This window comes from Micromonospora sp. U56 (genome assembly GCF_018070095.1).
GTDB lineage: Bacteria > Actinomycetota > Actinomycetes > Mycobacteriales > Micromonosporaceae > Micromonospora > Micromonospora purpureochromogenes.
This window is the reverse complement of the sequence record NZ_JAGPYL010000162.1, coordinates 1-12,458: the sequence shown is the minus strand read 5'-3', so window position 1 is coordinate 12,458 and position 12,458 is coordinate 1. Positions and strand designations below refer to the sequence as shown.

At 74.1% G+C, this 12,458-nt stretch carries 9 protein-coding genes and 3 tRNA genes; 8 read left to right on the top strand and 4 right to left on the bottom strand.

Annotated elements, in window-relative coordinates; genetic code table 11:
• On the bottom strand, window positions 1–1,120 hold a 1,120-nt coding region (locus KBX37_RS31205; protein ID WP_210779443.1), incomplete at its 3' end, for a hypothetical protein.
• A 202-nt stretch (window positions 1,121–1,322) separates the two neighbouring features.
• Here KBX37_RS31205 and KBX37_RS31200 point away from each other — a divergent pair.
• The 4 genes from KBX37_RS31200 (at window position 1,323) to KBX37_RS31185 (ending at window position 2,753) form a co-directional block, all read left to right on the top strand.
• Window positions 1,323–2,126, top strand: a complete 804-nt coding sequence (locus KBX37_RS31200; protein WP_210779442.1) for a fumarylacetoacetate hydrolase family protein — start codon at window positions 1,323–1,325, stop codon at window positions 2,124–2,126.
• A gap of 106 nt (window positions 2,127–2,232) precedes the next feature.
• Window positions 2,233–2,304: transfer RNA gene (locus KBX37_RS31195), tRNA-Gln, on the top strand.
• Window positions 2,305–2,441: 137 nt separating this feature from the next.
• Window positions 2,442–2,514, top strand: a tRNA-Glu gene (locus tag KBX37_RS31190).
• A 166-nt stretch (window positions 2,515–2,680) separates the two neighbouring features.
• Window positions 2,681–2,753 (top strand) — tRNA-Glu (locus tag KBX37_RS31185).
• A gap of 645 nt (window positions 2,754–3,398) precedes the next feature.
• On the opposite strand, the gene KBX37_RS31180 is transcribed toward KBX37_RS31185, so the two are convergent.
• Window positions 3,399–4,085 carry an IclR family transcriptional regulator gene (locus KBX37_RS31180; protein WP_088963553.1) on the bottom strand — a complete coding sequence of 229 codons (687 nt, stop codon included), beginning with the start codon at window positions 4,083–4,085 and terminating at the stop codon, window positions 3,399–3,401.
• A gap of 49 nt (window positions 4,086–4,134) precedes the next feature.
• Between KBX37_RS31180 and leuC the strand changes: the two genes are divergently transcribed.
• From leuC to KBX37_RS31160, 4 genes are all read left to right on the top strand, one after another.
• Window positions 4,135–5,577 carry a 3-isopropylmalate dehydratase large subunit gene (leuC, locus tag KBX37_RS31175; protein WP_210779441.1) on the top strand — a complete coding sequence of 481 codons (1,443 nt, stop codon included), beginning with the start codon at window positions 4,135–4,137 and terminating at the stop codon, window positions 5,575–5,577.
• A 15-nt stretch (window positions 5,578–5,592) separates the two neighbouring features.
• Window positions 5,593–6,180, top strand: coding sequence for a 3-isopropylmalate dehydratase small subunit (leuD, locus tag KBX37_RS31170; protein ID WP_210779440.1), 588 nt, complete (start codon window positions 5,593–5,595; stop codon window positions 6,178–6,180).
• A gap of 172 nt (window positions 6,181–6,352) precedes the next feature.
• Window positions 6,353–6,991 carry an HU family DNA-binding protein gene (locus KBX37_RS31165; RefSeq protein ID WP_210779444.1) on the top strand — a complete coding sequence of 213 codons (639 nt, stop codon included), beginning with the start codon at window positions 6,353–6,355 and terminating at the stop codon, window positions 6,989–6,991.
• A 131-nt stretch (window positions 6,992–7,122) separates the two neighbouring features.
• Window positions 7,123–9,231: an endonuclease/exonuclease/phosphatase family protein gene (locus KBX37_RS31160; RefSeq protein ID WP_210779439.1), complete on the top strand. Its 2,109-nt coding sequence runs from the start codon at window positions 7,123–7,125 to the stop codon at window positions 9,229–9,231.
• A gap of 24 nt (window positions 9,232–9,255) precedes the next feature.
• Here KBX37_RS31160 and KBX37_RS31155 read toward each other — a convergent pair whose 3' ends face one another.
• Together KBX37_RS31155 and KBX37_RS31150 are read right to left on the bottom strand one after the other, a co-directional pair.
• Complete coding sequence (locus KBX37_RS31155) at window positions 9,256–10,140, bottom strand: NUDIX hydrolase (protein ID WP_210779438.1); 885 nt, start codon at window positions 10,138–10,140, stop codon at window positions 9,256–9,258.
• A 113-nt stretch (window positions 10,141–10,253) separates the two neighbouring features.
• Window positions 10,254–12,392: an RNA degradosome polyphosphate kinase gene (locus KBX37_RS31150; protein ID WP_247659350.1), complete on the bottom strand. Its 2,139-nt coding sequence runs from the start codon at window positions 12,390–12,392 to the stop codon at window positions 10,254–10,256.
• Window positions 12,393–12,458 lie beyond the last annotated feature (66 nt).

Here is a 12,458-nt window from a genome sequence, read left to right as displayed (position 1 = left end):
CGGTGAACTCGAACGCGTTCTCGCGCAGCGGCACGCCGACGCTGCCGGTGGCGCCGCGACCCATCCAGGCGCCGCTGGTCGGCTGCTTGGTGGTGTCGATCGCGGCGACCCGCTGGGTGGCCGTCCACCCGGCGGCGAAGACCACCCCGGCCAGGATCGCCGCGGCCACACCGACGATCATCCAGACCGGTGGCGTCCGCCGTCGCCCCGACCCGCCCGGGGCGGCCGGGCGCGGGTAGACGGTGCCACCGCCGGGCGCGGCGGCGCCGCCCGCGTTCGGGGGATTGCCGACGACTGTCGGGGCCGCGCCGGTCGGCTCGACGCCGCTGCGCCGCCGCCGGGCCCGCTGCCCCCACCACAGGCCGCCGCCGGCGATCACCAGCAGCGCGGCCAGCGCCGCCGCCAGGATCGGCGGCCGCCGCCAGGCCGGAGCCGCCTCCTCCACCCGGGTCGCCGGCGCCGCCGCGGCCTGCCAGGTGGCGGTCGCGCAGTCGTACGGCCGGTTGCCGTCGCTGGTGAACGCGCAGGCCGGGGCGGTCACCGAGGTGCCCGGCGGGGTCGCCGCCAGGGCGGTGTCCAGCGTCGTCGTGCTGCGGGCGGGCAGTCGGAGCCGCCAGGTCACCTCGGCCGTGCCGTTCCCGGCGGACCGGATGGCCCGACCGCCCGCACTGACCGCGGTCGGCGACGCGCCGGCCGGCAGCTCCTGGCGCACCGTGGTGTCGAGCGGGAAGCCGCTGTCGTTGCGCAGCTGGATCCGGTAGCCCGGCACCGGCGTCCCGGCCGGTGCCACCGTCACGGTGACCGGCTGGGCCGGTCGGGGCGAACCGGGATTCGCGGTGGTGGCCATCCCCGAGGCCGGCATCCCCGGGGGCACCGGGATCACCGCTCCGGTCGCCGCCGCCCCGGGCGCCGCCGGCGACGCGTGCCCCGCCGGCTGAGGGGTGGCCATCGGCGTGGCCGGACCCGTGGGCAGGGGTGTGGCGGCCGGGCCGGTGGGCGTGGCCGTGGCCGGCGGGCTGGCCGGCGTGGTGACCGCCGGTGCCGCTTCGGCCCTGGTCGTGGGCGTCGCCGTCGGCAGCGCCGGTACGGCGGCGAGGATGCCCAGGCCGTTCACGAACACGGCGAGGGCCCTGTGGTGTCGTCTCGATGCAGGCATACGAACCGAACCTCCGGAGCCGACGGTAGGGGCGCGGACACTCCGCCCGGGTACGAAGTGCCGAAGCTCGCCCCGATCGCCGGCCGATCCCCTACCCTGCGCCGACGCGCCGGGGCCTCCGGCGTCGACGGGGTGCCACCACGTGGGCGGGAGCTAGATTGGCCAGGTGCGTATCGCTCGTTTTGCTCATGCCAAGGGAATGTCGTTCGGGGTCGTCGAGGGCGAGCCGGGGGTGGGGCCGGAGGGCCTGACCATCGCCGAGATCGAGGGCCACCCGTTCGGTCAGGTCACCTTCTCCGGCGCCCGCTGGGCGCTCTCCGACGTCCGACTGCTCTCGCCGATCCTGCCCAGCAAGGTGGTCTGTGTCGGTCGCAACTACGCCGAGCACGCCGCCGAGCACGGCACTGAGGTGCCGAAGGAGCCGCTGCTCTTCCTGAAGCCGTCCACGTCGGTGATCGGCCCGCGCGACGCCATCCGGCTGCCCATCTTCTCCAAGCAGGTCGAGCACGAGGCGGAGCTGGCGGTGGTGATCGGCGCCCCGGGCGCCCGTCGCGCCGACCGGGCCGCCGCGGCGAAGGCCATCTTCGGCTACACCTGCGCCAACGACGTGACGGCGCGGGACCTCCAGCGCTCGGACGGGCAGTGGACCCGGGCCAAGGGCTTCGACTCGTTCTGCCCCATCGGGCCCTGGATCACCACCGGACTGGACGTCTCCGACCTGGAGATCCGGTGCGAGGTGGGTCGCAACCCGGACGAGATGGAGGTACGCCAGCTCGGCCGGACGAAGGACATGGTCTTCGACGTACCGGCCCTGGTGTCGTACATCTCGCACGTGATGACGCTGCTGCCCGGCGACGTGGTGCTGACCGGCACGCCGGCGGGGGTTAGCCCGCTCACGGAGGGGGATACGGTCACCGTGCGGATCGAGGGGATCGGCGAGCTCACCAATCCGGTGGTGCCGGTCGCCTGACGCGTCCGACGCCCCGTTTTCGCAGCTCACAGGTGTTTCGGGGGGTTGGATTTGGCCTGCCGGCGCGGGGAGGGTAAAGTTCATTCCCGGCGCCGCAAGGGGCCAATGGGGTATGGGGTAATTGGCAGCCCGACTGATTCTGGTTCAGTTAGTCTAGGTTCGAGTCCTGGTACCCCAGCGCAACCGCGGATTCGCGAGAGTCCCGGACGCTGGATTCTGGCGGAGCTCCGCTCCGTCCCTCCCGAGGGACGGCAGATGATCTCTGATAGAGTGCAGCTTCCCCACCCGGCCGGGTGGGGAAGCAGGTGAAGTTCTGGCCCCGTCGTCTAGCGGCCCAGGACGCCGCCCTCTCAAGGCGGTAGCGCCGGTTCGAATCCGGTCGGGGCTACAGTGCTGACAGCCCGTTCCACCTCGGTGGGGCGGGCTGTTTTGTGTTCCCGGCTCCTTGCCTGCCGGGCTTCCGGACCGCCGCACCCCCTCGTCGTCGGACGCTGGTGGTGCCGCTAGACTACAGCCGCACCGCCCACCGGGGCGGTGAAGCAGAAAAAGTGCCTGGCCCCGTCGTCTAGCGGCCCAGGACGCCGCCCTCTCAAGGCGGTAGCGCCGGTTCGAATCCGGTCGGGGCTACATCGCCGAACGGCCCGTCTCGCGTCAGCGAGGTGGGCCGTTCGCCTTTTCCCGGCCGCGGCCCGGCCGGGTGCGTTGCCTGCGGTGGGACCGCCGCTCGGAGCCGCCCCTCAGGAAGCGTCGGTCGGGTGCTGGCGGGCGGGTGCTGGCGGGCGGGTGTCGGCGGGCGGAGGTCCGGTGGGTCAGGTGCCGGAGGCTGCGGCTCACCGAGTGCCGGCCCCCGGTGCGTGTCACGGCCCAGCGAGCGATTGCTGCCGTGGAGTCGGCCCGCCGAGCGGGAGCCACGTGCCGCAGACGCTGTAGAGCTGATGTCGTAGACGAATCACCGGTCGGGGCCGGCAGCAGTCCGTCCCACCCGTGATTCGTTCACGACATCAGCTCCACAGCGAGCGACCCCTACCCCGACCGGCCGAAAGACCGGGTCGAGGTCGCCCCCCGCCCCCCGCCCCCGGCCTCGGTGATCAAGAGGTTTGCGTCACGCCGGAGGCGGCTGCGGACGCAAACCTCTTGGTCAACTTTCAGCCCAGGTGGGCCGAGTCCGGGTCGGGCGGCGCTGGCCAGGGGGCAGGCCAGCGCCGGGTTGAGCGGAGGCAGGGCCAGGTCGGGTGTGGCGAGGCCGGTGCGGGGGTCGGGGGAGGGACGGGGTCAGAGGCCGGAGAGGCGCTGGCCGGCTCTGACCACGGCCATGGCGTGGCGTTCGCCGGGTCGCCGGCCCAGGCGCTCGATGGGGCCGGAGATGCTGATCGCGGCGATCACCCGGCCGGTGCGGTCGCGGATCGGGGCCGAGACGCTCGCCACACCCGCCTCCCGCTCGGCGACGCTCTGCGCCCACCCGCGACGGCGTACCTCGGCGAGGGTGCGGCCGGTGAACTTGGCGCGGGGCAGCAGCGGCATGACCGCTTCCGGGGGCTCCCAGGCGAGCAGGATCTGCGCCGCGGAACCGGCCGTCATCGGCAGCACCGAGCCGACCGGCACGGTGTCCCGCAGGCCGCTGGCCCGCTCGGCGGCGGCCACGCAGACCCGCTCGTCGGCGCGGCGCAGGTAGAGCTGGGCGCTCTCCCCGGTGGCGTCGCGCAGCGCGGCCAGCAACGGCTCGGCGGCGGTCAGCAGCACGTCGGGGGCGGCGTTGGCCAGCTCGCCGAGCCGGGGCCCCGGACGCCAGCGCCCCTGGGTGTCCCGGACCAGCATGCGGTGGATCTCCAGCGCCTGCGCCAGCCGGTGCGCGGTGGCCCGGGGCAGCTTGGTGCGTTCAACGAGTTCGGCCAGGCTGGCGCCGTCGACACAGGCGGCCAGGATGACCACCGCCTTGTCGAGGACGCCGACACCGCTCATACTGTGTCCCACAAGCCGAAACTTACCTCCCAGAATTTAGGATGTCCAGATGGTGGGAGTCACTCGACCGAGGACCCTGGCCGAGAAGGTCTGGGACGCGCACGTGGTACGGACCGCCGAGGGTGAACCGGACCTGCTCTACATCGACCTGCACCTGTTGCACGAGGTGACCAGCCCGCAGGCGTTCGACGGGCTGCGCCTGGCCGGTCGTCCGGTTCGCCGTCCCGATCTCACGCTCGCGACCGAGGACCACAACACCCCGACCGGGTACGACGACCCGAGCTTCCGGTCCCGCCGCGGTGACCTGCTCACCATCGCGGACCCCACCTCGCGTACGCAGATCGAGACGTTGCGCCGCAACTGCGCCGAGTTCGGGCTGCGGCTGCACCCGCTCGGCGACGAGAACCAGGGCATCGTGCACGTGATCGGCCCCCAGTTGGGTGTCACCCAGCCCGGCATGACCATCGTCTGTGGCGACTCGCACACCGCCACCCACGGCGCCTTCGGCGCGCTCGCCTTCGGCATCGGCACCAGTGAGGTCGAGCACGTCCTGGCCACCCAGACGCTGCCGCAGGCCCGCCCGCGCACCATGGCGGTCACGGTGACCGGCCAGCTCGGCCCCGGCGTCACCGCCAAGGACCTGGTCCTCGCGCTGATCGCCCAGGTGGGCACCGGCGGCGGGCGCGGTCACATCGTGGAGTACCGGGGCGAGGCGATCCGCGCGCTGTCCATGGAGGGGCGGATGACCGTCGCCAACATGTCCATCGAGTGGGGCGCCAAGGCCGGCCTGATCGCGCCGGACGAGACCACCTTCGCGTACCTCAAGGGGCGGCCGCACGCGCCCCGGGGCGCCGACTGGGACGCGGCGGTGGCCTACTGGCGGACCCTGCCCACCGACGAGGGTGCGACCTTCGACGCCGAGGTGACCCTCGACGCCAGCCGGATCACCCCGTTCGTCACCTGGGGCACCAACCCGGGGCAGGGCGCGCCGCTCGGCTCGGCCGTGCCGGCCCCGGAGGACTTCGGCACCGACGCGGAGCGGACCGCCGCCCGCCGGGCGCTGGAGTACATGGCGCTGACCCCGGGCACGCCGCTGCGCGACCTCTCGGTCGACGTGGTCTTCGTCGGCTCCTGCACCAACGGGCGGCTGGAGGACCTTCGCGCCGCCGCCGACGTGCTGCGCGGGCGCAAGGTCGCCGACGGCGTACGCATGCTCGTGGTGCCCGGATCCGCGGCCGTGCGGGAGGCGGCCGAGGCGGAGGGGCTGGACAAGGTCTTCGCCGACGCGGGCGCCGAGTGGCGTTTCGCCGGCTGCTCCATGTGCCTCGGGATGAACCCCGACACCCTGAAGCCCGGCGAGCGCTCGGCCTCGACCTCCAACCGCAACTTCGAGGGCCGCCAGGGCCGGGGAGGGCGCACCCACCTGGTGTCCCCGCCGGTCGCCGCCGCCACCGCCGTGGTCGGCCGGCTCGCCGCCCCCGCCGACCTGTAGAAGGGCAGCCGAGAGATGGACAAGTTCACCACCCACACCGGCACCGCCGTGCCGTTGCGGCGGTCCAACGTGGACACCGATCAGATCATTCCGGCCGTGTACCTCAAGCGGGTGACCCGGACCGGTTTCGCGGACGGACTCTTCAGCGCGTGGCGGGAAGATCCGGCATTCGTGCTCAACGATCCGGCCCATTCCGGAGCGTCGATTCTCGTGGCCGGTCCGGAGTTCGGCACCGGATCATCGCGCGAGCACGCCGTCTGGGCGCTGCGCGACTGGGGCTTCCGCACGGTGATCTCACCGCGATTCGGTGACATCTTCCGGGGCAACGCCCTCAAGGAAGGCCTCCTACCGGTGGAGCTGGAATTGAAAGCCGTCGAGGAGATCTGGGACCGGGTCGAGTCCGATCCGACCACCGAGGTCGCCGTCGACCTGGTCACCCGCGAGGTCCGGGTCGGCCCGGCGAGCTGGTCGTTCCCGCTGGACGACCACAGCCGCTGGCGGCTGATGGAAGGCTTGGATGACATTGGACTCACCCTCCGGCACGCCGCCGAGATCAGCGCGTACGAGGCGTCCCGGCCGTCGTTCAAGCCCGCCGTGGCATAGCCGTACGCCCGACCGCTCATCGGTTTTCGCCCCCACCGGTCCGCCCGGTGGGGGCGAATCCGTTACGACACAAGGGCTTTTTTCCACCGAATGTTTGTGTCCCGCCAGCACAGGGCATACCGTGCGCGCAGAATGGCTCGCGTCGAGTCAGTTGCACAATCGGGAGGAAGTCGTGAACAAGGCCGAGCTCATCGAGGCGCTCGCCGCTCGCCTGGGGGACCGGAAGACGGCGACGGCGGCGCTCGACGCGGTCATCGCCGAGGTCCAGGGGGCGGTAACCAAGGGCGAGAAGGTGGCGATCACCGGATTCGGAGCATTCGAAAAGCGTGTCCGGGGCGCCCGAACAGCGCGCAACCCGCGTACCGGTGAGGCGGTGAAGGTCAAGAAGACATCCGTTCCGACCTTCCGCGCCGGCGCCGGTTTCAAGGAGATGGTGGCCAGCGGCAAGGTGCCGAAGGCCGCCGCGCCGGCGAAGAAGACCACCGCGGCCGCAGCCAAGGCCGCCGGCGCGAAGGCGACGGGGGCCAAGGCGCCCGGCGCCAAGGCCGCCGCCGCGAAGAAGACCACCGCGGCCAAGGCCGCCAAGAAGACCGCTGCGGCCAAGGCCGCCCCCACCAAGAAGGCCGCGCCGGCGAAGAAGACCGCCGCGGCCACCAAGACCGCCGCGGCGAAGAAGGCCGCGCCGGCGAAGAAGGCCGCGCCGGCGAAGAAGGCCACGGCGGCGAAGAAGACCACCGCCGCCAAGAGCACGGCGGCCAAGAAGGCTCCGGCGAAGAAGGCTCCGGCCAAGAAGACCGCCGCCCGGCGCTGACCTGCGCACGTACGCCCGTGAGGGGCGCCCACCGCACGGTGGGCGCCCCTCACGGCGTTTCCCACCCGTTGACCCGGGGCCCGCCGGCTGCGCAGAATCGCCGCACCCCCACCGGTCGGCGAGGAGGCCTCGTGCGCTACCGCCACCGCACCACCGTCGTCACCGCCCTCGGCCTGGTCCTGCTGACCGACGTGCTGCGGGTCTTCCTGCCGTCGGTCATCACCATCTTCGGGCAGGCGGCGTCCACTCCGGCCGAGCTGCTCGGGGCGTTCGCGCTCGGCTGGTTCGTGCTCGCCCTGGCCGTGCCGCCGCTGCTGCGCCGGGTCGGCGTCCGGCCGGTGGCCCTCGCCGCCGCGGTGGTGCTGGCCGGCGCCCGGCTCGCCGTCACCGGCTTCCCCGGCGGGCGGGTACAGCTCTGGCTCGCCACCGCCGGCCTGGTCGCCGGGCTCTGCTGGCTCACCGCCGTGGCCGCCGGGACGAACCGGCCGGTGCCCGGGCTGGCGCTCGGGCTGGCCGCCGCCGCGGTCCTGCACACCGTCTCCGACACCTACCGCTCGCCCTGGCTGGGCGGCGCGGAGGTCTGGGTGCTGGGCGTCGTGCTGGCCGCGCTCTTCCTGGCCGGACAGGCCCGGCCCACGCCGCCCGTGGGCGCCGGCGGTGCGCGCGCCTGGCTGCTGGTCGGGCCGGCGCTGCTGCTCGCCGGCATGGTGGCGCTCTCCCCGGCGGTGGCCCGGACGGCGATGTCCTACCAGTTCGGCCTGCTGGAGTCGTCGCCCGCGCAGGGCTCGGGAGTGGCCGTCGCGCCGCTGTTCGGGCCGCTGCCGGTCGCGGTGGCGGTGGGTGGGTTCCTGTTCGCCGCGCTGACGCCGCCGCGCCGGCCGGCCGCCCGGTGGATCGGCGCGGTGGCCCTGCTCGCCGGGGCCGTGCTGGTGGCCCTGGGGCGGGGCGAGTTGCTGCTGCCGGCCGTCCTGCTCACCGCGGTCGGCCTCGGTGCCTGCCTGGCCCGCTGCGACACCGCCGAGGCGCCGGCGCCGGCGATCCCGACGACCAGCATCGAGCCAGCGACCGTGTCGGCCGGCGTCTCGTCGGCGACGGCCGCGACCGGCGTCACGCCGCCGACGGCGCCCGCCGGGGTCACGCCGGCCGCGGAGAACACCGGCGTCGGGTCGTGGGCGGGGGGACCGGGCGACGACGAGGCGAGCGGATTCCACCGGGAGGGGGGCCGCCGCGGGTACGCCGCCGTCGGCGGGATGCTGGTCTTCGCCGTCGCGGCGGTGCTCCACTACGCCGCCTACGACCTCGGCTACCCCAACGGATGGGTGCCGGTGGCGGTGGCCGTCCTGACGGCTGTCGTCGCGCTGTCCGCCGCGCCCGTGCCGGCGCGTACCGGGCCCGTGCCGGCGCGTACCGGGCCCGTGCCGGCGCGTACCGGGCCGTCGCTGCCCCCGGTGCGGACCGCCGCGTACGCCACGGCGCTGGCGCTGGTCGCCGCGCTGACCGCCGACGAGACGCTGGTGGCCGGCAACCGCGAGGGACCGCCGGCGACGGTGCGGGTGGCGGCGTACAACATCCGGATGGGCTTCGGCATCGAGGGCCGGTTCGATCCGGACGCCCTGGTTCGGGCCGTCGGCCGGGCCGACCTGGTGGTGCTGAGCGAGGTGGACCGGGGTTGGCTGCTCAACGGCGGCCACGACACCCTCGACCTGCTGGCCGAGCGGCTGGACATGCCGTCCGTCTTCGCACCGGCGGCCGACCCGCTCTGGGGCGACGCGGTGCTGAGCCGGTGGCCATTGGCGGCGGCGCGCACCCGCCGGCTGCCGGCGGTGGGCGCGCCGACCGGGGCGCAGGCCCTCGGCGTCACCGTCGACCTCGGTGCCGACGTACGCCTCGCGGTGGTGGCCACCCACCTGCAACCGCCGCCCGGGCGGGAGCCGGTGGTCCAGGCCCGCGCGGTGGCCTCGTTCGCCCTCGGGTACGCCGCCGGCCGTCCCCTGGTGGTGGCCGGCGACCTGAACACCGAACCCGGTGCTCCCGGCTTCGCCGAGTTCACCCGCGCCGGCCTGGTGGACGCGCTGGCGGCGGCCCGGCCGTTGCCGACCAGCCCGGCCGACGACCCGCGCGAGCAGATCGACCACGTCCTCGTCTCGCCCGGGCTCACCGGCGCCGACGTCGTCGCGCCGCGCGGCACCGCCAGCGACCACCTGCCGGTCGCGGTGACCCTGACCCTGCCGCCGGCCTGACCGGGACAGGGGACCCCGCCGGTCTCAGAGCCGGTCGGCGGCGACCAGCCGGTCGGCGGCGAAGGCGAGCAGCCAGCCGCCGCCCTTCGGGGTGGTGAAGTCGCCGGTCCGCCCGGCCAACCGCTCCAGCGCGCCCGGGATCACCTTGCCCTGGCTGCACACCGCGACCGGTTCGCCGGCGGCGGCCAGCTCCGCCAGCCGGCCGGCGACCGCCAGCGCGCACTCGTCGCCGAGCTGGCCCGGCCGCGGCTCGTCCAGGTCGCCGTCCACCTCGATCGGCAGGTCGAGCAGGGCCGCCGCCGGGTCGAGGGTCTGCACGCAGCGGCGCGCCGAGGCGGACAGCAGCCGGGTGGGTCGGACCAGCGCCACCAGCGGGGCCAGCCGCTCGGCCTGGGCCCGGCCGGTCACGTCCAGCGGGCGCCCGTCGTCCGGACCGGACCAGGTGGCGCGCTTGCCGGCGCGGGCGTGCCGGACCAGCGCGATCGTCCCGGTGACCGGGGGCAGCGCGGCGAACGCGGCCAGCACCTCCGCGTCGTGCGGGTAGCTGACCAGCCGGATCGCCTCGTCGACGGCGAGCCAGCGCACGTCGTCGACCTCGGTGCCGGGCTGGAAGCCGCCCTGGCCCACCGCCCGCATCGACCAGTAGTCCACCACCTTCGGCCGACCCTCGCTGCGGTAGCGCACCGTGGGGAGCCGGACCTGCGGCACGGCCCGTACGTCGGTCTCCTCGGCCACCTCGCGGACGGCGGCCAGCAGCGGGTGCTCGCCGGGCTCCAGCTTGCCCTTCGGCAGCGACCAGTCGCCGTAGCGGGGCCGGTGCACCAGACAGACCCGGGGGCGACCGTCGGCGTCCGGTTGCCAGGCGACTCCACCGGCCGCCCGGATGTCGACCGGTTGCTCCTGCGCCATCTGATCACCCTACGTCCGGGCGACCCGCCGTACGGGCCGCTCAGCTTCGTCCGACGGCACAGCGCCGCGCGCCCGAACCGTGACGGCGGGCGGGCGGCGCCGGGCCGTCCCGGTCAGCCGGCGGTGCCGCCCACCCGGCGCAGCAGCAGCTCCTGCACGTCCGTCAGCGGGTCCTCCGGGGTGCCGGCGCGGCGGGTCCAGGTGCCGTCGCCGGCCAGCTCGAACGAGTCCACCTCGGGGCTGAACGCGGCGCTCAGCACGTGGTCGAGTTCGGCCCGGGCGACCGGGTCGCTGACCTGCACCAGGGCCTCCACCCGCCGGTCCAGGTTGCGGTGCATCAGGTCGGCCGAGCCCATCCAGAACTCGGCGTCGCCGTTGTTGCCGAACCGGAAGATCCGCGAGTGCTCCAGGAACCGGCCGAGGATCGAGCGGACCCGGATGTTGTCCGACAGCCCCGGCACCCCCGGCCGCAGCGTGCACATGCCCCGGATCAGCAGGTCGACGTGGACGCCGGCCCGGGACGCCCGGTAGAGCGCGTCGGTTATCTCCTCGTCGACCAGCGCGTTCACCTTGAACTGCACCAGCCCGGGCATGCCGAGGCGGACGTGGTGGATCTCCCGCTCGATCCGCTCGATCAGGCCGCTGCGGATCCCCTGCGGCGCCACCAGCAGCCGCCGGTACGCGGTCTGCCGGCTGTAGCCGGTGAGCACGTTGAACAGGTCGGTCAGGTCGGCGCCGATCTCCGGGTCGGCGGTGAGCACGCCGAAGTCCTCGTAGAGCCGGGCGGTCTTCGGGTGGTAGTTGCCGGTGCCGATGTGGCAGTAGCGGCGGATCTGGTTGCCCTCCTGGCGTACCACCAGGGCGGTCTTGCAGTGCGTCTTGAGCCCCACCAGGCCGTAGACGACGTGGCAGCCGGCCCGTTCCAGGGTGCGCGCCCAGCCGATGTTGGCCACCTCGTCGAAGCGCGCCTTGACCTCCACCAGCACCACCACCTGCTTGCCGGCGGCGGCCGCGTCGACCAGCGCGTCGACGATGGGGGAGTCGCCGCTGGTGCGGTACAGGGTCTGCTTGATGGCGAGCACGTTCGGGTCGGCGGCGGCCTGCTCGACGAAGCGCTGCACGCTGGTGGCGAACGAGTGGTACGGGTGGTGCACCAGCACGTCCCCGTCCCGCAGCGTGGCGAAGACGCTGCGCGGCACCTCGCCCTCGGCGAGCCGGGGGTGGGTGGCCGGCACGAACGGCGGGTCCTTCAGGTCGGGGCGGTCGGCCTCGCCGTAGAGCTGCCAGAGCGCCGAGAGGTCCAGCAGCCCGGGTACCCGGAGCACGTCGTGCCCGTCCATGTCGAGTTCCCGGACGAGCAGCTCCAGCATGTGGTCGGAGATGCTGGCGGCGACCTCCAGGCGTACCGGCGGGCCGAAGCGGCGGCGGGCCAGCTCCCGCTCCAGCGCCTGGAGCAGGTCCTCGTCGCGGTCCTCGTCGACCTCCACCTCGGCGTTGCGGGTGACCCGGAACAGGTGGCACTCGACCACCTGCATGCCGGAGAAGAGCTGGCTCAGGTGCACCGAGATGAGTTCCTCGACCGGCAGCATCCGCAGCCCGGGCTGTTCCCGGGCGACCCGGACGAAGCGTGGCACGTTGTTGGGCACCTTCACCCGGGCGAACAGCTCGGAGCCGCCGTCCGGGTCGCGGACCGCCACCGCCAGGTTCAGCGACCGGCCGGAGATGTACGGGAACGGGTGCGCCGGGTCGACGGCGAGCGGGGTGAGCACCGGGAAGATGTGCTCACGGAAGTAGGTGCGCAGTCGCTCCCGCTCGGGGTCGTCCAGCTCCGCCCAACGCAGGATGCGGACGTCCTCGGCGGCCAGTTTGGGCAGCACGTCCTCGACGAAGCAGGCGGCGTGCCGGCCGACCAGTTCGGCGGTCTTCTCGGTGATCAGCTCCAGCTGGGTGCGCAGCGGCAGCCGGTCGCCGCCGCGTACGGGAAGGCCGGCGGAGAGGCGACGCTTCAACCCGGCCACCCGCACCATGAAGAACTCGTCGAGGTTGCTGGCGAAGATGGCCAGGAACTTGGCCCGCTCCAGCAGCGGGGTGCGCGGGTCCTCGGCGAGCGCCAGCACCCGGGCGTTGAAGTCCAGCCAGGAGAGCTCCCGGTTGAGGAACCGGTCCTCGGGCAGCGGCGCGACGGCCGGCGGCTCGCCGTCCGGACCGGTCGGCGGGGTGGGCCGCTCGCCCGGGTCGAGCACCTCCTCCAGCCCGGCGGAGGCCCCGGCGGCGCTGGCGCCGGGGGAGTCGGGTGCGGTGGCGACGGTCTCCTCGGG

Coding starts and splice junctions, on each gene's coding strand:
- KBX37_RS31180 (WP_088963553.1), bottom strand. CDS start 4,085: ATGAGCGGTGTCGGCGTCCTCGACAAGGCGGTGGTCATCCTGGCCGCC.
- leuC (WP_210779441.1), top strand. CDS start 4,135: ATGGTGGGAGTCACTCGACCGAGGACCCTGGCCGAGAAGGTCTGGGAC.
- leuD (WP_210779440.1), top strand. CDS start 5,593: ATGGACAAGTTCACCACCCACACCGGCACCGCCGTGCCGTTGCGGCGG.
- KBX37_RS31155 (WP_210779438.1), bottom strand. CDS start 10,140: ATGGCGCAGGAGCAACCGGTCGACATCCGGGCGGCCGGTGGAGTCGCC.